Genomic DNA, 20,090 nt, shown 5'->3' on the forward strand with positions numbered 1-20,090 from the left:
ACCGTTCAATGTTGAAAAATTGTCGGATGAGTTGTGTTTAGGGGTGAAAGGCCAATCAAACCGGGAAATAGCTGGTTCTCCGCGAAATCTATTGAGGTAGAGCGTCGGATGAATACCTTGGGGGGTAGAGCACTGGATGGATGCGGGGGTCGCGAGATCTACCAATTCTAACCAAACTCCGAATACCCAAGAGTAATATCCGGCAGACAGACGGCGGGTGCTAAGGTCCGTCGTCAAAAGGGAAACAGCCCTGACCTACAGCTAAGGTCCCCAAGTCACGTCTAAGTGGGAAAGCATGTGGGAATCCCAAAACAACCAGGAGGTTGGCTTAGAAGCAGCCATCCTTTAAAGAAAGCGTAACAGCTCACTGGTCTAAATAAGGGTTCCTGCGGCGAAAATGTAACGGGGCTCAAGACGTGCACCGAAGCTTAGGGTGTGTAGCAATACACGCGGTAGCGGAGCGTTCCGTAGGCTGATGAAGCGGTCTGGTAATGGGCCGTGGAGGTATCGGAAGTGCGAATGCTGACATGAGTAGCGATAAAGAGGGTGAGATGCCCTCTCGCCGAAATCCCAAGGGTTCCTGCTTAAAGCTAATCTGAGCAGGGTAAGCCGGCCCCTAAGACGAGCCCGAAGGGGGTAGTCGATGGGAACCACGTTAATATTCGTGGGCCTGGAGGTGTGTGACGGATCTCGTAAATTGTCTGACCTTATTGGATTGGTCAGGCTTTGAAGAGGTTCCAGGAAATAGCCCCTCCATTATAGACCGTACCCTAAACCGACACAGGTGGGATGGTAGAGTATACCAAGGCGCTTGAGAGAAGTCTCCTGAAGGAACTCGGCAAATTGCCTCCGTACCTTCGGAAGAAGGAGGCCCCACTTCTGGGCAACCAGTTGTGGGGGGCACAGGCCAGGGGGTAGCGACTGTTTAGCAAAAACACAGGGCTCTGCTAAGTCGGCTTCAAGACGACGTATAGGGCCTGACGCCTGCCCGGTGCCTGAAGGTTAAGTGGAGGGGTGCAAGCTCCGAAATGAAGCCCAGGTAAACGGCGGCCGTAACTATAACGGTCCTAAGGTAGCGAAATTCCTTGTCGGGTAAGTTCCGACCTGCACGAATGGCGTAACGACTTCCCCACTGTCTCCAGGAGATGCTCAGCGAAATTGAATTCTCCGTGAAGATGCGGAGTACCCGCGGTTAGACGGAAAGACCCCGTGCACCTTTACTGCAGCTTCAGAGTGGCATTAGGAAAGAACTGTGTAGCATAGGTGGGAGGCTTTGAAGCACTGGCGCCAGCCGGTGTGGAGCCATAGGTGAAATACCACCCTGTTGTTTTCTGATGTCTAACCTCGATCCATGAAACTGGATCAGGGACCCTCTGTGGCGGGTAGTTTGACTGGGGCGGTCGCCTCCTAAAGAGTAACGGAGGCGCGCGATGGTAGGCTCAGGACGGTTGGAAACCGTCTGTTAGAGTGCAATGGCATAAGCCTGCCTGACTGCGAGACTGACGAGTCGAGCAGAGACGAAAGTCGGTCATAGTGATCCGGTGGTCCCGAGTGGAAGGGCCATCGCTCAACGGATAAAAGGTACGCCGGGGATAACAGGCTGATGATTCCCAAGAGCTCATATCGACGGAATCGTTTGGCACCTCGATGTCGGCTCATCACATCCTGGGGCTGGAGCAGGTCCCAAGGGTTTGGCTGTTCGCCAATTAAAGTGGTACGTGAGCTGGGTTCAGAACGTCGTGAGACAGTTTGGTCCCTATCTGCCGTGGGCGTCGAAATTTGAGAGGAGTTGACCCTAGTACGAGAGGACCGGGTTGAACATACCTCTGGTGTACCTGTCGTGGCGCCAGCCGCGCAGCAGGGTAGCTATGTATGGACGGGATAACCGCTGAAAGCATCTAAGCGGGAAGCCTCCCTCAAGATAAGATTTCACAGAGCCGTGGAAGACCACCACGTTGATAGATCGGATGTAGAAGCGCGGTAACGCGTGGAGCTAACCGATACTAATTGCTCTATTCGCACTTAAGAGTCCCGCCATCAACGACAAGCCTGACCGGCCAGAAGCCGACAGGTTGTCCGCGACGAGTGGATGATTGATCAGACAGTATGCACGGACATCGATTGAAACCCTTTTGACCTACGCCGGCTTCATTGCTTGGTGACCATGGCGTCAGTGACCCACCCGATCCCATCTCGAACTCGGCCGTGAAACCTGACAGCGCCGATGGTACTATGGCTCAAGCCCTGGAAGAGTAGGACGTCGCCAGGCATTGCAGCCGACGTAAGGTCGAAGCGGAAAACCCATTCACAAAGTCAGGGCGGCGTTGGCCGCCCTTTGCTGTTTCTGCGCCGCCGCTCGGGTCGGTCGCAGCTGGTTGACGCGGGATGGAGCAGCCCGGTAGCTCGTCAGGCTCATAACCTGAAGGTCGCAGGTTCAAATCCTGCTCCCGCAACCAACAAAAAGCCCGCCTTCCCTTGGGATGGCGGGTTTTTTTTGCGTTCGGCGATCACCGCAACGAATCCATCATGGAACCAGTCCGCCTCTCGCGCATTCCTCAGCCTCGGCGAGTTTGATATTCGCGCGAAAGGGTGAAATCGGTGTCGCGACCAGCACGGCACGCGCGATCCACGTGGGGGGCATATGGCCGAAGCTGCAGGCAAGGGGATTGAGGATGCCGTCCGCGACATCCGCGACCGGCTGATGATCGAACTCGAGCGGCTCGACGCGCTGGGCGAGTTCGTCGCGGCGATCGAGCTCGACACCGCGATCCGCATCTTGAACCGGCGGCTCGGCGACGAGCCCGGCTCCGATGCTCTACCTTTGCCCGGCTGACGGGCGATAGGCGCTGCCCGGCGCATTCGTGTCCCACGCGAGAAACAGCAGGTCGTCGAGAAGGGCGCGGCGTGTCCCCGAGATCCGCAGCAGCGGACGCAGCGGCAGCGCGGTCGCATCGGTGCCGCGATCGATGTCGAAACGGATATAGTGCCAGCCTTCCCCCGCGACCTGCTGCGCCCCCATCGGTCGCAGCGGCGCGCTTTCGAGGGCTTTGGTGCGGCCCACGCCCTTGGCCTGCTCCTGAAGGAGCAGTTCGAGCGTCGCGGGCTCCTCGGTCCTGATCCATCCGCCAAGCGTGAGCCGCCGTTCCGCGACCGGCCGGAAGAACGTCTTGGGCGCGATTGTCATCGGAGCGTCGCCCGTTGCTGCGGCCGCCAGCGCCACCGAACCGCGATGGGCATCGCCTACGAAATCGAGCGTCCCGCCATCGATCCCCCAGCTCCGGTCGCGCGCCTCGCCATAGCGTGCCGCCTCGAAATCGCCGCGCATCAACAGGTCGCGCGCGGTCGGTGCGTCGACCGCGCAGGGGGCGGCGGGATGGCGGAGATCATAGCCGAAGGCGATGAGGCCCTCTTCTGCAGGCCCGGCGCAGAATTGCGGAGCCGGAATCTCCGCTGACGGCTGGATAACGCCGTGGCCGCCGGCAATGCCGATGCGCGTTCCGCGCTCGGCCGACAGTTCGACGATCCGCCGCAGCACCGCCTGGCGCATGCCGGCGACCGCGGGGACGGGGCGATAGTCGAGGAGCTGAATCGGGATCATCTCGGCGCGGAACAGCCGGTCGCCATCCATCCAGACCTTCAGCGCATAGGTCGCCTGGGTTTCGGGGAAATATTGGTCGAACAGGAAATTGCCGAGCGAATAGGCGATCAGGCGTCCCTTATAGAGTTCGAGCCCGTGCGAGACGTGCGGGTGGTGCGAGACGACGAGCGCGGCGCCGTTGTCGATCGCGAGCTTCATGCGCCGCTCGCTGATCTCGGTCGGGCGGTGGCTATATTCGCTGCTGCCATGATATTGGACGATCGGCAACCGGCCGGCCTTGATCTCGCGCCGCACCGCCGCCTCGATCGCTTCGTCGCTGCCGAACGCCGCGCCGCCCTTGCCGCCTTCGGCGACCTGGTTCGGCTCGACCTTCCCCTTCCAGCCGACGAAGCCGAGCATCGACCAGGCGTGGCCACCGACGTCGAGCCGGGCCGCCTTCGCCGCCTCGGCCTCGTTCCGCCCCGCGCCCGACCAGGGCAGCTTCGCGGCGTCGAGCGCCGCGAGGGTCGAGGCGAGGCCGGGCTCGACATAATCATAGACATGATTGTTGCCGAGGGTGACGAAATCGATCCCCGCGTCGCGGAGCACCTTCGCCGCGTCGCTGTGGGTATAGAAGACGACCGACTTGTCGGGCGCGTCGCCGAGGTCGCGGGTCGCGAGCACGGTTTCGAGATTGACCGAGGCGAGGTCGGCGCCCGCGAAATAGGGCTTCATCGGCTCGAGCAGGCGCGCCATGTCGGCGGCGCGGCTTTCGGGGCGGATCAGCACCCGCTCGTTCCAGATCGGATCCTCGAAGCGGCGCCCCATCATCACGTCGCCGCCGAAGAAGAGCTCGACACGACCCGGCGCGCGCGCGACCGCCTCCACCGCCGGCAGGCTCCAGCGGCCATCGGGGCCGGCGAGTTCACTGGGCGCGAAGGTGAAGACGGCATCAAAAATACCGGGCCCGCGGATCGTCAGCTGAATATGATCGGCATCGGCCGCAATCCCCGTGATGCTGCCATCAGGGGCGATCCGCGCCGGCGCGCCGTTGATCCGCACGTCGAGCGCCGCGAGATCGGCGCTCCCGCCAACGATGCCGAGCCGCCCGCTGATTTCGTGCGAGGCCGGAGCCGTCGCGGCCGCGGCATGGAGCGCCGCGAGGGGCGCGCATTCGCCGACGCCGAAAGCCAGGACGAGCGCGAGCGCCGTCGATGCCATGAGCCGCATATGATGATGTCCTATTTCGCGAAGAGTTGGTCGAGGTCGGCGAAGGCCTTGAATTCGAGCGCATTGCCAGACGGATCGTGGAAGAACATCGTCGATTGCTCGCCCGGCTCGCCGGGAAAGCGGGTGTGCGGTTCGATCACGAAGCCGACCCCCGCCGCGCGCAGCCGGTCGGCGAGCGCCTGCCACTCGGCGGGCGGCAGGACGACGCCGAAATGCGGCACCGGCACGTCGTGACCGTCGACCGGATTATGCCCCGCGACCGCCTCGCGCGCGCCGACGCGGTGCGCGACGATCTGATGCCCGTAAAGGTTGAAGTCGATCCAGTCGCGGTCGCTGCGCCCCTCGGGGCAGCCGAGGATGGTGCCGTAGAAATGGCGCGCGGCGTCGAGGTCGTGCACGGGAAAGGCGAAGTGGAACGGGGCAAGCGCGGGCATGGCGGGCTCCTATTCGGCGGGTTTCAGCGATGCGGCGAGAAAGGCGAGGATGTCGGCCTCGGTCGCGGCCTTGGCTTCGGCATTGGCCTTGACCGACTGGCGGCTCCTGGTCGGCGTGTCGTAACTGTGCGTCGCGCCCTTGAAGGTCGTGAGCATGATGTCGCCGCCCTTTTCACGGGCACGGGCGACGAGCTTTTCGCAGAGCGCCGGCGACACCTCCTCATCGGCGGTGCCGATGAAGACGCGCACCGGGTTGTAGGGACGGTAGCCGTCCTTCGCGAAGCGCTTCTTGAGGCCGCAGCCCGGATAGAGCGCGACGCCGACGCGAAAGCCGATCCTGCGCATGTCACCCGGCTTGTCGTCGGCCATCGCGGCGAGGGTCGCGCTGCCGCCGTTCGACCAGCCGAGCAGCGCGACGTGCGTTCCGTCGACGTCGGGGCGCTGCTGGAGGTAGCGGAGCGCGCCATAGGCGTGCAGCGGGCGATAGGCGACCTCGTCGACAACGGCGGGGCGATCCTTGTAGGTGCCCGCCTTGAAGCCTCCGGGATAGCCGACCGGTCCGAAATCGTCGACCATCAGCGCGACATAGCCGCTGCGCGCGAGCAGCCGGCCCCACGCCTTGTGCCGCGCCGACAGCGTCGCGGCGCCATAGTCGCCCTTGGCGAGGCTCGAATAGGCGCCCGAGCGGCCGTGCATCATCACCACCGCGGGCGCGGTCGGGGGCGTATCGTCGGCCTTGAAGACATAGCCCTTCACCTCGGTCTTGCCGTCGCGGCTCGGGAAGGAAACCGCCTCGACATGAACCTTCTGGGCGGCCGCGGGGACGGCGACCGCGGTCAGGGCGAGCGACAGGGACAGGGCGCGCAGCATCAGCGTTTCTCCGGCAGGATGATCGTCTTCGCGACGCCGTCGCGGCGCGCGTCGGCGGCGCCGTCGAAGCGGCCACCTCGGATCAGGACGCCGTGAAGCCCCGAATCCTCGCCCGATCCTGCGCGCACCGCGACGCCGCGTTTGGCCATTTCGGCGCGCAGCGTCGGCGCGAAGCGGCTTTCCTCGCCCGCGAAGCTGTCGCCGCGCGCGACGAGATTGGGCAGCGCGAAGGCGTCTTTCATCGGCAGATGCCAGTCGATCGCGCCGATCAGCGCCTTCGACACATAGCCGAGGATCGCATTGCCGCCCGGCGAGCCGATCGCGCCTGCGAGGCTGCGGTCGCGGTTCAGGATGATCGTCGGGGTCATCGACGAGCGCGGCCGCTTGCCCGGCGCGATGGCGTTCGGCCCCTTCGGCACGAAGGAGAAGTCGGTCATCTGGTTGTTGAGGAAAAAGCCGTCGACCATGCGGCCCGATCCGAAATAGCTTTCGACCGTCGTCGTCATCGACACCGCATTGCCGTCGCCGTCGATGATCACGAAATGCGAGGTGCCGGGCACTTCGGCGGTCGCGTCGATGCGCGCGGTGACCGCACCGGGCGGCGTGCCCGCCTGCGGCGCGGGACCGGCGGTCTCGCCGATCAGCGCCGCGCGCGAGGCGACATAGGCGGGGTCGAGCAGGCCCTCGACCGGCACGTTCGGCACATCGCCGACATAGGCGTCGCGATCGGCGTACATCAGCCGGCTCGCCTCGGCATATTCGACCCAGGCGATCGGGTCGTCAGGGCCGCGCGCGGCGATGTCGGTGCGCTCGACCATCGCCATCAGCTGGAGCAGCCCGACCCCGCTCGACGGCGGCGGCGGAACGCAGAGGATATAGACGCGGTAATCGCCGCACAGCGCCTGGCGCACGACGGGCTGATAGGCGGCGAGGTCGGCCTCGGTCATGCTGCCCGCGAGATCGCCCTCGTGCAGCCGCGCGACGATGCGCTTCGCGGTCTCGCCGCGATAGAGCGCGTCGGGGCCCTCGGTCGCGAGGCGATGGACGAAGGCGGCATAGGCGGGGTTTTTCAGCGTATCGCCAGCGTGGACCTTGCCGCCGCGCCCGTCGCTGAAATAGCGCACCACATCGGGAGCACTCGATTGCGGATAGGGGCCCTGGACGAAATGCTCCATTCGCTTGGTCACGGTGAAGCCGTCTTGCGCGACGCGGATCGCGTTGCCGAAAAGGTCGCCCCACGGCAGCTTGCCATGCTGTTTCTGCGCCAACGCGAGCATCGCCACCGCGCCGGGGACGCCGGTCGCACGGCCGCTCAATACCGCCGTGCGAAAGGGCAGCGGCACGCCGCCGTTGTCGAGGAACATATCGGGAGTCGCCCCCGCGGGCGCCACCTCGCGCCCGTCGTACACGGTGACCGCTTTTGTCGCCGCGTCGTAATGGACCATGAAGGCGCCGCCGCCGAGCCCCGAACTTTGCGGCTCGACGAGCCCGAGCATCGCCTGGACCGCGACGGCTGCGTCGACGGCGTTGCCGCCGCGACGCAGCACGTCGAGCCCTGCCTCGACCGCCAGTGGATGGGCAGCGGCGAGGAAAGCCTGGCGTTGGGTCGGTTCGGCCGCGGCCGGCGCGGCCGATTGCGGCGGCGTGGCGGGCGTGCAGGCGGCGAGCAGCGTCGCCGCGGCGAGGATCAGCGGACGGATCATGGTTCGACCGCCAGTGCGCCGGGGCGGCGCGGGTCGGCGGCGCCGAGGAACAGTCCCTTGTCGATCATGATCGATTGCTCGCTTCCCATCGTCTCGTCGCTGCTGATCGGATGCCCCATCGCCTTCAGCGCCGCGACCGTGTCGGGGTTGAAATTGGGCTCGACGCGCAGCGTATCGACCGCGCCCTGATAGATGCGCGGCTGGTGCGTCGCCTCGGCGATGTTCATCCCATGGTCGATGACGTTGACGATCACCTGGACGACCGAGGTGATGATCGTGCTGCCGCCCGGCGTCCCGGTGACGAGCCACGGCTTGCCGTCCTTCATCACGATCGTCGGCATCTGCGTCGACAGCATGCGCTTGCCCGGCGCCATCGCGTTGAGCGGCGGCGGCGTGCCTTTTCGCTGCGCCTCCCATGCCTGTTCGTGGCTGAAATTGTTCATCTCGTTGTTGAGGAGGATGCCCGTCCCCTCGATCATCACGCCGGAGCCGAAATCGGAGCCGAGCGTGAAGGTCGTCGACACGACATTACCGTCCTTGTCGGCGACCGAGAAATGGGTGGTCGACGGGCTTTCATATTTCAGCGGATCGCCCGGCAGCATTTCGGCCATCGGCCTGGCCTTCGCGGGATCGATCAGCTTCGCGCGTTCGGCGGCATAGGCCTTGGAGACGAAGCCGCCCACCGGCGCGGTGACGAAGGCGGGGTCGCCGAGCGCGCGGTAGCGGTCGACATAGCCGAGCTTCATCGCCTCGGCCATCACATGCAGCGACCGCGCCGATCCCGCGCCCATCGCCTTCAGGTCGAAATGTTCGAGCTGGTTCAGGATGTTGAGCAGCGTCGCGCCGCCCGCGCTCGACGGCGGCGCGGTGTAGATGGTGTAGCCGCGATAGCTGCCGACGAGCGGCGCGCGCTCCTCGGGGCGATAGGCGGCGAGATCCTCCATCGTGATCAGCCCGCCGTGCGCTTTCATGTCGGCGGCGATGCGGCGCGCGACCTCGCCCTTGTAGAAGCCGTCGGCGCCGTGCTTCGCGATCTCGCCCAGCGTCCAGGCGAGCGCGGGACGCTTCATCACCTCGTCCTTGGCATAGAGCGAACCGTCCGCCTTATAGAAGGCGGCCTTGCCCGCTTCGCTCTTCGACAGCCGCTCCTTGCCCCAGCTGAAGACGAAAGCCTCGTCGGCGCTGAGCTTCACCCCGTTCGCCGCCAGCGCGATCGCCGGGGCGACGAGCTTGTCCCAGGGGAGCTTGCCCCATTTCCTGTGCGCGTAGTCGAAGCCCGCGACGGTGCCGGGCACCGCGGGGGCCATATAGCCGTAGCTTGCGACGCGGCGTTCCTTGCCCTGATTGTCGACGAACATTGCCGGGGTCGCGGCGCGCGGCGCGGCCGAGCGGAAGTCGATCACACGCACTTGGCCCGACGCGGCGTCATAGACGTTCATATAGCCGTCGCCGCCGATATTGCCCGCGCGCGGCAAGGTCACCGACAGCGCGAAGCCGATCGCGATCGCGGCGTCGACGGCATTGCCGCCGTCGCGCAAGATCTGCGCGCCGACCTCGCTCGCGATCGCATTCTGGCTGACCACCATGCCGCGCGTGCCGACGACCGGCGAATGGACCGACGGATATTCGAGCAGGTGGCGGCTCTGCGCGGCGAGCGGCGCGGGCAGCGCCAGCGCCAGCGCGAGCGCGGCGGTGATCGAGCGGCGGAAGAGCATGGCGGACCTCATTCGTCGTTGGGTGAGAGATATTCGGCGACGTCCATTTCCTTTTCCCACCGGGCGACAGCGGTCGCGATCGAGAGGTCGGAGGTGACGTTGGGGATGGTGCGGATCATGTCGAGGATGCGGTCGAAGGGGAGGACGAAGCCGACGACGATGGCGGTCTGGGCGGGCGTGATGCCGATCGCGTGGAGCACCGCGGCGAGAACGAAGAGCGAGCCCGAGGGGACGGGCGCGACCCCCATCGCGACGATGGTGGTCGTCCCGGCGATGACGAAATAGTCGGCGAGGCTGAGGTCGACCCCGAACGCCTGCGCGGCGAAGAGGGTGAGCATCGCGACATACATGGCGGCGCCGTCCATGCCGATGGTGGCGCCCAAGGGCAGCACGGTCGAGGCGACCGGCGGCGAGACGCCGAGGTTGCGCTCGGCGACGCGGATCGCGACGGGCAGGGTGGCGCTCGACGAGGAGGTCGAGAAGCCGACCATGATCGCGTCGGCGATGCCGCGGAAGAAGGGGAGCGGCGGCAGCCAGGCGAGCAGCCGCACGACGATGCCGCCGTGGATGACGAGGGTGACGATCGCCGAGCCGACGACGACGCAGAGGGCAAGCTTGAGCACCGCGAGGAAGCTCGCGGGGCCGGTGGTGCCCATGACCACCGCGATCAGCGCGAAGACGCCGAAGGGCGCGGTCTCCATCACGAAGCCGACGATGCGCAGCATCACCTCGGCGGCGCCCGCGAGCAGCCGTCGCACCGGCTCGGCCTCCCTGCCCGCGGCGATGACCCCGGCGCCGACGAGCACCGCGAAGAAGATGACCGACAGCGTCGACCCGTTCGCCATCGCGCCGATCGGGTTGTCGGGCACGATCTCCATGAACATGCGCGCGGTGTCCTGCGGCTCGGCGACGGCGCGCGGCACCGCGCCGGCAAAGCTTGCTCCCGCCCCCGGCGCGATCAGCGTCGCGACGATCAGTCCCGTGGTCACCGCGAGCGCGGTGGTGAAGACATACATGCCGAGCGTCTTCACCCCGATGCTGCCGAGGCGCCTGGGATCGGCGAGCGCGGCGACCCCCGAGGCGATGGTGAGGAAGACGAGCGGGATCACCAGCATGCGGATCAGCCGCACGAACAGCTCGCCGATCCACGCGATCGACGTCGCACCCGCGCCCCACATCACACCGACGATCGCGCCGAGCACGAGCGCCCCCAATATGCGCTTCCACAGCGCCACCGCGAACCAGCCGCCGAGCAGGCGGCGCAGAAGGCCGGGACGGCCCGCGCCGCTCCCCTTGCCCTCGTCGGGCTGGTCAATCGTCGTGTCGGTCATTCAGGCGCGTCCCCATGTCGTCCGCTCTCCGGCGGCTTCCATCTCATTCATTCGGCCCGGTTCGGCGCCCGCCGCTCCGTCCCCGGTAGGGAGTGGAGCGACGGGTGCGCACCGCGACCCAGTGCGGCGTGACGCGATCAGAAGCGCTTGCTGATCGACGCGTAGATCTGGCGGCCCCGGTTGCTGTAGAGGTCGCCGATATAGCCATAGGTCCCGTCGGCCAGCGGCGCGAGCTTGTTGAAGATATTGCGCGCGCCGATGCGGAAACGCGTGTCCTTCAGCAGGCCCTTTTCGGGTTCGTACTGCACATAGAAGCTGTGCGTCATATGGTCGCCGACCCGGAAGCGCGTCCCGTCGGCCATCGACGCCGAGGTGTCGGTGACCGGCCCGACATAGGAGGCGTAATAGCCGGCGCCCCAGCCATTGTACCGCCAGCTCAGGCTGCCCGACCCGCGCCACTTCGGACGGCCATTTTCCTCGATCAGGCTTTCGGCGCCGGTGATGTTGATCGTCGGATCGATATCGCCCGAGGCCTGCCCGTCGAGCAGCGCCTGCTGCAGCGCACCCGGTGCCTGATAGAATTCGAGCAGCCGCGCCGCATTGACGCGCAGGCTGAAGTTACCGACTCCAGTATCGCGGATCTGGTAATAGAGCCCCAGATCGATGCCGCGCACCGTCCGCGGACTGAGGTTGGTGTAATTGTCGATCACCTGGATGACGTCGCCGACCGGGTCGATGCCGGTGCCGGCGAAATCGGCGATATCCTGCGGCGTCGGATCGACGCGCTGGACATTGGGGTTCGATGACCCCTGGAGCCGCAACAGATAGTCGAGCACCAGCGCGTTGGCGTCGCCGAACAGCCCGATGACCTGCTTTTGGCGGATTTCCCAATAATCGGCGGTGAAGGTCAGGCGGCCATGTTCGCCCATGTCGAACTGATAGGTAGCCCCGAGCGACAGATTCTCCGCGGTTTCGGGGTCGAGGTCCTGGCTGCCCGACCGGTTGCTGACGATCCCCTGGCTCTGGGTGCAATCGTCGAAATTGGTGATGCGGGGAGGAACGGCGCGGCGGTCGGCTTCGCAGCGGATCCAGTCGGTGCGGGTGTTCGACCGCTGGATGCCGTTTTCGAAGAGCTGCGGCAGGTTCGGCGCGCGGAAGCTTTCCGACCAGCTGCCGCGCAGCTGGAAATTGGGGAACGGATACCAGGACAGCGCGACCTTCGGCTTCGCGACCGACCCGAAGCCCTGATAGGATTCGGCGCGGCCGGCGAGCTGGAGGTCGAGCGAGTGGACCAGCGGCACGTCCATCTCGGGCGACACCAGCGGCACCGCGAATTCGAGGAACGCCGAAAAAACGTCGCGCGACCCCTTGCTGTCGGGGGTCGGGCTCGCACCCATCGCATCGCTGCCGTTCGACGATCCGTCGAGCGCGGTGAAGGCGATCGTGCCGTCGAGCCGGTCGTCGCGATTGTCGGCGAAGGTTTCGTGGCGGAACTCGACCCCCGCCGCCATGCCGACGCGGCCGCCGGGCAGGGTGAAGAGGTCGTTCTTGCTGATCTTGAAATCGGCGAGCGCGAGTTCGGTGGTGCTGACGCGGCCGATATCGACCATGAAGCTGTCGATCACGCTCTGCGGGTTCGGGGTCGAATCGATGCGGCCGGGGTTGGTCGGATCGCCGCCGTTGAACGGGTTGTAGGCGTCGGCGCCGGGGCGCGACAGCGCTTCCTGGAACAGCGTCATCGAAATGGTGTGCATGCTGTCCTTGGTCCGCGCCTTCGAATAGAGCGCGGCGGTGTCGAAATCGAAACCGAAGACCTTGCCGCGGAAACCGCCGAGGAAGCGCGTCGTGTCGTTCGTCACGTTGACGATCGTCGGCCCCGCGTCGACCGGGCGGTAGTCGATCAGCTCGATCGGCACCCCCGAATCCTGGACACCGGTCAGACCCGGGATGCGGTTCGGGCTACCGACCGGGCCGAAGGGGTTCCAATAGCCGTCGGCGGGGATGATCAGCCGCTGGCTGGAGAGCGCGGTTTCGGTTTCGCGGTACGAGCGATAATCCGAATGATACCAGCCCGCCTCGGCATAGAATTCGAGTCCCGAATCGAATTCGTGGTTGAGGAAGCCGAAGAGGTTCGAACGGTTGTTGCGGCCCAGGACGGTGCGCAGGTCGTTGACGTTGTATTTGAGATTATTGTCGGTCGAGGCGGTCGACAGCGAGCTGTTGTCCCAGCAGGTGCCGGCATAGGGTGTCGCCGCGATACAGCCGTCGTTGGTGTCGGGCTGGATGTGGAAGATGCCGTTGGTGGTCAGCGCGGTGCCGTCGACGCGCGCGGTCGTGGTCGATTTTGCATAGCTGCCGGTCAGGCGCTGGAATTCACCCCAGATGCTGTCGGTCGAGGTGTTGTCGAAATCCGTGTCGCCTTCCCACGGCGTTCCCACGAACAGCGGGCGCATGTCCGACGAGGCCGAGTTGCGGCGCTCGCGGGCATAGAGCGGGTCGCGGTGGTTGAACGATCCGAAGAGCGAGATGTTGGTGCGGCCGTCGTTGAACGTGTGGCCGGCCTCGAAGGAGATTTCATATTCCCGCTGATCGCTATCGTCGGTCAGGCTGTATTCGCCGTTCACGCGCAGCCCGTTGAAATTATCCTTGAGCACGGTGTTGATCACGCCCGCGACCGCATCCGAGCCATAGATGGCGGCGGCGCCGTCGAGCAGCACCTCGACCCGGCGGACCCCCATTACCGGGATCGCATTGGTGTTGACGCTCTGCACCGGCACCAGATTTTCGGACTGGGTACCGGGGTGGAGGACCATGCGGCGACCGTTCAGCAGGACGAGCGTATTGCCGGTGCCGAGCGCGCGGAGGTTGATCGACGCGACGTCGCCGCGTGCGTCGTTGATCCCGCCGGCATCGCGGCTTTCGTTGAAGGCGACGTCGCCCGCCTGCGGGATGGCGCGGAACAGCTCGTCGCCGCTCGTCGCGGCGATCGCGTCGATATCCTCTTCGTTGAGCAGCGTGAGGGGCAGCGATCCGGCGACGTCGGCGCCCTTGATCTGCGAGCCGATGACGACGATTTCGTCGCCGTTGTTGCTCTGACCGTCCTGCACGTCGCTCGCGATCGGCGGCGATTCCTGCTGCTCGCTATTGTCCTGCGCCATCGCGGCGCTGGCGCTGGCGATGAGCGAGATGCCGCCCATCAGGCTGAAAATACGAAGACCCCTGTTCATCATTCTGCCCCTTCCCTGGGTTGACCCGATATCCTTGCTCAATCCCCTCCATCGACGATCGCGGCGACGCGCTCCGCCGATCCGGCCGCATAGGTCCATCCCAATGCGCCATGTCCCGTGTTGGCGATCACGCCCGGCGCGATCGGCCGGGTGATCGGCAGCGAATCGGGCGTCATCGGCCGAAGGCCGGCCCAGCTCGCCTCGATCGCCCGATAGTCGGCGGCTTCGGGCAGCGCGGCGCGCGCGCTGCCGATCAGCGCCGCGAGCCGGCGTTTGTCGACCCGAGTATCGCCGCGCCCGAGTTCGGCGAGGCCCGCGATCCGCATCCGATCGCCCAGCCGCGCAAAGACGACGCGGTTCGCGGCGTCGGTCACGCTGACCGCCGGTGCGGCGGCGCCGGGCGGCGCGGTGATCGAATAGCCCTTCATCGGCACGATCGGCAAGCGGATGCCGAGCTGCCGCGCGAGCGCGACCGACTGGAGCCCCGCGCACAGGATGATGCGGTCGGCCTCGATCCGCCGGCCCATATGGGTGACGGCGGCGGGCCGAGGGCCGGTGGTGTCGACCCGCGCGACGCCGGCCTGGAGGATCATCTCGCCGCGGCCGGTCGCCGCGAGCGCGGCCGCCGCGCCGATGCAGAAGCGATAGGGGTCGCCGACCTCTTCGCTGTCGGTATAGACGGCGCCGGCGATCGCCGGGCGGATCGAGGCGAGCATCGGTTCGATCGCGATCGCCTCGTCGGCGTCGAACAGGCGCTGGCGCGCGCCGTGCGCGGCCTTGATCGCGGCGATGCGCTCGGCGGCGGCGAAACTCTTCGCCGATCGATAGATGATCATCTTGCCGGGTGCCGCATGGCCGAAGTCGAGCGCATGCCGCCTGACGAGGCCGTGCAGCGCTCGCTGCGATTCAAAGGCGAGCGCCATGCCATCCAGCGTGTTGCTGCGAAAGCGCGCCGCGCTCGTGTTGCGCAGAAAGGCGAGTCCCCAGCGCAGGAAATCGGGATCGAGGCTGGGGTGGAGCCGAAAGGCGGGGTCGAGCGCGAGGAGCAGCCGCGGCATCTGCATCAGCGTCGCGGGGCTGGCGAGCGCATCGGTATAGGCATAGCTCAGCTGCGCGCCATTGGCGAAGGAGGTGCCGCGCCCCGGACCCTCGGCCGCATCGACGACGGTCACGCGGTGTCCGCGTTCGGCGAGCGTCAGCGCGGTCGCCATCCCGACGACCCCGGCGCCGATAACGAGCAGCTCCTCGGGCCGCCGCGCCATCGGCGGTTCGTCCAGACGAAATTCGGCCCGCATGCGTCAACCCGATCCCCTTTCGGCCGGGCTATCCGAATGGTCTCGTCGCCCGCCTTGAGGGGTCAGAATATCGCGCGACGGCTCGCCGCCAATGCGCAATATTTACGACGTCCATAGCCGCGGGTTATGGTCTAGCCCGCGCGGCTGTTTTCGAGCACTTCCTCGAGGGTGCGGAGGAATTGCCGCGCCACTTTCGACGGTGGGCGGTCCTCGAGCGTCACATAGGAAATGGTGAAACCGAGCGGCGGATCGGTTGGCAGCCAGCTGAATCCCGGCGACTGCCACGCGCGCGCGGTGAATTCGTCGATCACCGTCACCCCGCCTTCGAGCTGGGCGAGGCGCGCGGCGATGAAAAAGGTCTGCACCGACACTGATTCGCGATAGGCGATGCCGCGCGCGCGCGCCGCGCGCGTCAGCACGTCGCCGATCGGCCCCGTCGCCGCCACGCCGATGACGTCGCGGTCGGCCAGTTCGCGCAGCGGCAGGCGCGCGCCAATCTCGCCGAAGGCGCCGGTGGGAAAGAAGACGACGAGCTCGCCCTCGGCGAGCAGCGAGCGCGTCAGCCGCGGATGCGGCGGCGGCGTGTAGGCGACCGCGATATCGGTCTCCCGCTCGATCAGCGACTGGACGAGGTCGTCGTGATGGTGCGTGTGGACCTCGAAAGTCACGCGCGGCCATTGGCGGCGGAACTGCGCCATCGCCTGCGGCACGATGTCGAGCGCCAGGCTGGGCACGATGCCGAGCCGGATATGCCCGCCGCCCGCCTGCGAGAGGTTGCGCGCGGTGTGCTGGAGCGAGGTCAGCCGGTCGAAGATGTCGCCCGCCTCGCGCATCAGCGCATGCGCTTCGTCGGTCGGGACGAGGCGGCCGCGCGCGAGCTGGAACAGGGGGAAGCCCAGGCTGTCCTCGGCATGGCGCAGGGTTTTCGACACCGACGGCTGCGACACGCCGAGCGCGCGCGCGGCGGCGCTGATCGACCCGTGGGTGTAGACGGCGTGAAAGACTTCGATCTGGCGAAACCGCATTCCCCCGCTGTAGGCGCGCAGCAAGCGGGGGCCAACAGTCTTTGCGGTCATCGGCGCAGCGCGACCGCCTCGACCTCGATCAGCGCGCCGGGCGCGAGCAGCGCGGACACCACGGTCGAGCGCGCGGGCCAGGGTTCACCGAACAGCCGGCGGTAAGCGGCGTTGAACGCGGCGCCATCAGCGGGGTCGGTCAGCCAGGCGGTGACCTTCACGACATCGGCGGGAGTGCAGCCCTTGCTTTCGAGCGCCGCGGCGAGATTGGCGAGCGCACACTCGGCCTGCGCCTCGATCCCGCCCGCGACGATCGCGCCGTCGTCGCCGCGCGCGAGCTGGCCCGAGGTGAAGACGAGCGCGCCCGCGGTGCGGGCGGGCGAGAGCGGCGGCGTGGTCATGGCGTTCCCCTTTTTGATTTGCGATGGCGCGGCGACGCTATGCGCGGGCCGGTCGGGGGGACATGGAAAATGGGACGGTTCCCCATAGGCGGGGGTTATGGATTCGGGTGAAATCAGCCGCGGCCCGAAACCACCTCGCGATAGTCCTTAGGGTTGATCCCATGACGGCCGAGCTTGTCGTAGAGCGTCTTGCGCGGCACGCCGAGGATCGCCATCGCGCGCGCGATGTCGCCGCCGCACGCGGTCATCGCGTCGCGGATCACCGCGCTCTCGAAGCGCGCGACGCGCTCGGCGAGCGTCGCCTCGCCCTGAAGCGGCGCGCGGCCGGGGTCGGAGGGGAGATCGAGGACGACGCTGTAGGCGAAATTCTTGAGCTCGCGGACGTTCCCCGGCCAGTCGTGCTCGACCAGATGGCGGCGGGTGCGGTCGTCGATGCGGAACCCCGGCAGCCCCATCTTTCCAGCCGCCTCGTCGAGGAAATAGGCGAAGGTCTGCGGAATGTCCGAACGCCGCTCGCGCAGCGGCGGGATGCGCAGCTTGACGACGTGGAGCCGGTAATAAAGATCCTCGCGGAAGGTCCCCGCGCGCACCGCGTCCATCAGGTCGATCTTGGTCGCGGCGACGACGCGCAGGTCGACCGGCTCGGGCGCCGCGGCGCCGATCGGCTGCACCTCGCGCTCCTCGATGACGCGGAGCAGCTTCGCCTGAACGGCAGGGTGCATCGTGTCGATCTCGTCCAGAAACAGCGTCCCGCGATGCGCGCTGCGGATGCGGCCGGCGTGGCCGAGCTTGCCGGTGGCGCGGTCGATAAGGTCGCTGCCGAACAGCTCGGCCTCGGCGAGTTCCTGGGGCAGCGCGGCGCAATTGACCGCGACCAGCGCGCCGCCGCTGCGGCGGCTCTGCCGGTGGATCATGTGCGCGACCAGCTCCTTGCCGGTGCCGGTCTCGCCTTCCACCAGCACATCGATGTCGGCCTGCGCGAGCTGCGCGATCGTCTCGCGCAGCCGCGTCATGCCCGCGCTTTCGCCGATCAGCGGGCTGTCGATATCGGCGACCGCGGCGACGAGGCGGCGGTTGTCGAGGATCAGCGCGCGATGCGCGAGCGCGCGGCGCGCGGCGCTCGCCAGATGGTCGGCGGCGAACGGCTTGGCGAGAAAGTCGAAGGCGCCGTCCTGCAGCGCGCGCACCGCCATCGGCACGTCGGCGTGGCCGGTGATCAGGATGACGGGGATGTCGGGATCGACGCCGTGGATCGCCGCGCGCAGTTCGAGCCCGTCCATGCCGGGCATGCGGATGTCGGTGACGACGATGCCCGGAAAGTCGCGCGCGATGCGCGGCAGCACGCTCGCCGCGTCGGCGAAGGCCTCGACCGCGAGGCCGGCGAGGTCGAGCGACTGAAGATTGGCCTCGCGCAGCTGCGGATCGTCGTCGACGAAGAGGATCGTCTGCTGGCCGGTGAAGAAGCTCATGCGCGCTGCAGCTCCAGCCGGAAGCCGGCGCCGCCGAGCGGCGAGGCGATCAGCGACAACCGGCCGCCGAAATCGGCCATGATCTGGCTCGCGATCGCGAGCCCCAGGCCCAGCCCGTCGGCGCGCCCGGTGACGAAGGGGGTGAAGAGTTGCGGCACCAGCTCGGCGGGCACGCCGGGGCCGTTGTCGCACACATCGATGTAGACGGGGTCCGCGCCATGGGCGCGGATCGAGAGGCGGGGGTCCGGGGCCTCGTGCAGCGCCTCGGCGGCGTTCTGCAGCAGGTTGACGAGAATCTGCTCGAGCCGGACGCGGTCGGCGTGGACCCGCGCGCCGGGATCGCCCAGCGCGACGTCGAGCGCGATGCCCTGGCCGCGCAGGCGGTCGCCGATCAGCAGCATCGTCCCGTCGAGCGCGGCCTGCACCGCGACCGGGCCGAGCGGCATCGGCTTCTTGCGCGCGAAATTGCGCAGCTCGCCGGTGATCGCGCCGACGCGCGCGGTGAGGTCGACGATGGTGCCCAGGTTGCCGCGCGCCTTGTCCGCCTCGCCGCGGTCGAGATAGCGCAGACTGTTTTCGGCGAAGGTGCGGATCGCCGCGACGGGCTGGTTGATCTCGTGCGCGACGCCGGCGGTGATCTGGCCGATCGAGCCGAGCCGGCTCGCCTGCGCCAGTTCCTCGCGCGCGGCGCGATAGCGGCGGTCGGTCTCGCTCTGGAGTTCGGAGGCTTGCTGAAGCTCGGCGTTGGCGGTGCGCAGATCCTGCGTCCGCGCCGCGACCTCGCGTTCGAGCGCTTGGTGCGCAGCGTGGCGCATCGCCTGGCGCTCGACGAGGCGGAGCAGGGTGACGATCGCCGCGCCGACGAGGATCAGCAGGATCAGGAAGATCACGCGCGCGGTGGCGTTGGCGGCGTCGCGGCGCGGCGCGAGCGGCTGGAGCTGGTGCAAGGTGGTGCCGGGGAGCGAGATGCGCTCCGACGCCTGACGATAGAGCGCCGCACCGCCATCCCCGGCGATGCGCAGGTCGCCGCCGCGACGCTGGAGCCCCAGCGGCGCGAGCGCGCGCTCGCCATAGCGCCGCGAGGCGCGCAGCCGGTCGCGCGCCGCCGCCGACAGCCGATCGAGCGAGCGGAACTGCCACGCGGGTTCGCTTGCCATGATGATGATGCCGCTGCTGTCGGTGACGAGCGTGGCGCCGCTCGAATCGGCCCATTTGCGTTCGAGCCGGTCGAACTCGACCTTGACGACGATCACCCCCAGCGTCCTGCCTTCGGGCGCGACCTTGCGCGCGAGATAGAGGCCGGGGCGGCCGCTGACGGTGCCGAGCGCGAACAGCTCGGCCTCGCCCTGATCCATCGCGCCGCGATAATAGGGGCGGAAACGGTAATTCTGGCCGACGAAGCTGGTCGGCGCGCGCCAGTTGCTCGCCGCGATCGTCGTGCCGTCGCGGTCGAGCACATAGATGACCGCCGCATCGGTGCGCGTCGCAAGCTGTTCGAGCTCGGTGTCGAGGCGTCGCGAGGCCGCGGCGCTGTTGTCGGCGAGCGCGAGGCGGACGTCGGGAAATTCGGTGAGCACGCGCGGTAGCAGGCGGAATTTCTGCAGCTCGCTTTCGAGCAGGCTGGCATGCGCGCGGGCGCTCTGGCGCGCCTCGGCGTCGGTCTCCGACCGCGCATGGCCGAGCGCCCATTGGTTGAGCCCCACCGCCGCGATGAGGAGCACCAGCGCGCCGGCCAGCGTCGCCAGCACCAGCCGGCGCCGGTCGAGCCAGGGGCGGGCAGCAAGGGGCGAATCGTCGGCGGGCATTTGTGCGGAATATCGCA

General features: G+C 67.1%; 13 protein-coding genes, 1 tRNA gene and 2 rRNA genes (1 of these 16 cut by a window edge). 4 read left to right on the forward strand and 12 right to left on the reverse strand.

Annotation, left to right across the window (positions count from 1 at the left end; translation table 11 throughout):
• The 4 genes from ACOTSS_RS00870 to ACOTSS_RS00885 all read left to right on the forward strand — a co-directional run.
• A 23S ribosomal RNA gene (locus tag ACOTSS_RS00870) occupies positions 1-2,026 on the forward strand (it extends 765 nt beyond the left edge of the window).
• 128 nt (positions 2,027-2,154) lie between these two features.
• Positions 2,155-2,269, forward strand: a 5S ribosomal RNA gene (rrf, locus tag ACOTSS_RS00875).
• Between the two features lie 110 nt (positions 2,270-2,379).
• A tRNA-Met gene (locus tag ACOTSS_RS00880) sits at positions 2,380-2,456 on the forward strand.
• A gap of 185 nt (positions 2,457-2,641) precedes the next feature.
• Positions 2,642-2,833 carry a hypothetical protein gene (locus ACOTSS_RS00885; protein ID WP_448689680.1) on the forward strand — a complete coding sequence of 64 codons (192 nt, stop codon included), beginning with the start codon at positions 2,642-2,644 and terminating at the stop codon, positions 2,831-2,833.
• Here ACOTSS_RS00885 and ACOTSS_RS00890 read toward each other — a convergent pair.
• From ACOTSS_RS00890 to ACOTSS_RS00945, 12 genes are all read right to left on the reverse strand, one after another.
• A complete protein-coding gene (locus ACOTSS_RS00890; RefSeq protein ID WP_448689681.1) occupies positions 2,816-4,807 on the reverse strand; it encodes a CapA family protein in 1,992 nt (663 codons plus the stop codon). The two genes, ACOTSS_RS00885 and ACOTSS_RS00890, sit on opposite strands and share 18 nt — an antisense overlap.
• A gap of 11 nt (positions 4,808-4,818) precedes the next feature.
• Positions 4,819-5,241 carry a VOC family protein gene (locus ACOTSS_RS00895; protein WP_448689682.1) on the reverse strand — a complete coding sequence of 141 codons (423 nt, stop codon included), beginning with the start codon at positions 5,239-5,241 and terminating at the stop codon, positions 4,819-4,821.
• A 9-nt stretch (positions 5,242-5,250) separates the two neighbouring features.
• Positions 5,251-6,111 carry a dienelactone hydrolase family protein gene (locus tag ACOTSS_RS00900; RefSeq protein WP_448689683.1) on the reverse strand — a complete coding sequence of 287 codons (861 nt, stop codon included), beginning with the start codon at positions 6,109-6,111 and terminating at the stop codon, positions 5,251-5,253.
• Complete coding sequence (ggt, locus tag ACOTSS_RS00905) at positions 6,111-7,814, reverse strand: gamma-glutamyltransferase (RefSeq protein WP_448689684.1); 1,704 nt, start codon at positions 7,812-7,814, stop codon at positions 6,111-6,113. The genes ACOTSS_RS00900 and ggt (ACOTSS_RS00905) overlap by 1 nt, the downstream gene beginning before the upstream one ends.
• Positions 7,811-9,529 (reverse strand): gamma-glutamyltransferase, encoded by a 1,719-nt coding sequence (ggt, locus tag ACOTSS_RS00910; protein WP_448689685.1) that lies wholly within the window; start codon positions 9,527-9,529, stop codon positions 7,811-7,813. The genes ggt (ACOTSS_RS00905) and ggt (ACOTSS_RS00910) overlap by 4 nt, the downstream gene beginning before the upstream one ends.
• Before the next feature lie 8 nt (positions 9,530-9,537).
• Positions 9,538-10,860, reverse strand: coding sequence for a dicarboxylate/amino acid:cation symporter (locus ACOTSS_RS00915; RefSeq protein WP_448689686.1), 1,323 nt, complete (start codon positions 10,858-10,860; stop codon positions 9,538-9,540).
• A gap of 137 nt (positions 10,861-10,997) precedes the next feature.
• On the reverse strand, positions 10,998-14,087 hold the full coding sequence (locus ACOTSS_RS00920) for a TonB-dependent receptor domain-containing protein (protein WP_448689687.1): 3,090 nt from the start codon (positions 14,085-14,087) through the stop codon (positions 10,998-11,000).
• A 38-nt stretch (positions 14,088-14,125) separates the two neighbouring features.
• Complete coding sequence (locus ACOTSS_RS00925; protein ID WP_448689688.1) at positions 14,126-15,382, reverse strand: FAD-dependent oxidoreductase; 1,257 nt, start codon at positions 15,380-15,382, stop codon at positions 14,126-14,128.
• 131 nt (positions 15,383-15,513) lie between these two features.
• Positions 15,514-16,407, reverse strand: a complete 894-nt coding sequence (locus ACOTSS_RS00930; RefSeq protein ID WP_448689689.1) for a LysR family transcriptional regulator — start codon at positions 16,405-16,407, stop codon at positions 15,514-15,516.
• Positions 16,408-16,454: 47 nt separating this feature from the next.
• Positions 16,455-16,799: a RidA family protein gene (locus tag ACOTSS_RS00935; RefSeq protein ID WP_448689690.1), complete on the reverse strand. Its 345-nt coding sequence runs from the start codon at positions 16,797-16,799 to the stop codon at positions 16,455-16,457.
• A 113-nt stretch (positions 16,800-16,912) separates the two neighbouring features.
• Positions 16,913-18,268 carry a sigma-54-dependent transcriptional regulator gene (locus tag ACOTSS_RS00940; protein WP_448689691.1) on the reverse strand — a complete coding sequence of 452 codons (1,356 nt, stop codon included), beginning with the start codon at positions 18,266-18,268 and terminating at the stop codon, positions 16,913-16,915.
• Positions 18,265-20,073 carry a sensor histidine kinase gene (locus ACOTSS_RS00945; RefSeq protein ID WP_448689692.1) on the reverse strand — a complete coding sequence of 603 codons (1,809 nt, stop codon included), beginning with the start codon at positions 20,071-20,073 and terminating at the stop codon, positions 18,265-18,267. Before ACOTSS_RS00945 ends, ACOTSS_RS00940 begins: the two co-directional genes overlap by 4 nt.
• Positions 20,074-20,090 lie beyond the last annotated feature (17 nt).

The organism is Sphingopyxis sp. NJF-3, assembly GCF_053514865.1.

Bases quoted from the DNA above. Each gene is read 5' to 3' on its own strand.
- ACOTSS_RS00885 (WP_448689680.1), top strand. From the start codon at position 2,642: ATGGCCGAAGCTGCAGGCAAGGGGATTGAGGATGCCGTCCGCGACATC.
- ACOTSS_RS00890 (WP_448689681.1), bottom strand. From the start codon at position 4,807: ATGCGGCTCATGGCATCGACGGCGCTCGCGCTCGTCCTGGCTTTCGGC.
- ACOTSS_RS00895 (WP_448689682.1), bottom strand. From the start codon at position 5,241: ATGCCCGCGCTTGCCCCGTTCCACTTCGCCTTTCCCGTGCACGACCTC.
- ACOTSS_RS00900 (WP_448689683.1), bottom strand. From the start codon at position 6,111: ATGCTGCGCGCCCTGTCCCTGTCGCTCGCCCTGACCGCGGTCGCCGTC.
- ggt (WP_448689684.1), bottom strand. From the start codon at position 7,814: ATGATCCGTCCGCTGATCCTCGCCGCGGCGACGCTGCTCGCCGCCTGC.
- ggt (WP_448689685.1), bottom strand. From the start codon at position 9,529: ATGCTCTTCCGCCGCTCGATCACCGCCGCGCTCGCGCTGGCGCTGGCG.
- ACOTSS_RS00915 (WP_448689686.1), bottom strand. From the start codon at position 10,860: ATGACCGACACGACGATTGACCAGCCCGACGAGGGCAAGGGGAGCGGC.
- ACOTSS_RS00920 (WP_448689687.1), bottom strand. From the start codon at position 14,087: ATGAACAGGGGTCTTCGTATTTTCAGCCTGATGGGCGGCATCTCGCTC.
- ACOTSS_RS00925 (WP_448689688.1), bottom strand. From the start codon at position 15,382: ATGCGGGCCGAATTTCGTCTGGACGAACCGCCGATGGCGCGGCGGCCC.
- ACOTSS_RS00930 (WP_448689689.1), bottom strand. From the start codon at position 16,407: ATGCGGTTTCGCCAGATCGAAGTCTTTCACGCCGTCTACACCCACGGG.
- ACOTSS_RS00935 (WP_448689690.1), bottom strand. From the start codon at position 16,799: ATGACCACGCCGCCGCTCTCGCCCGCCCGCACCGCGGGCGCGCTCGTC.
- ACOTSS_RS00940 (WP_448689691.1), bottom strand. From the start codon at position 18,268: ATGAGCTTCTTCACCGGCCAGCAGACGATCCTCTTCGTCGACGACGAT.
- ACOTSS_RS00945 (WP_448689692.1), bottom strand. From the start codon at position 20,073: ATGCCCGCCGACGATTCGCCCCTTGCTGCCCGCCCCTGGCTCGACCGG.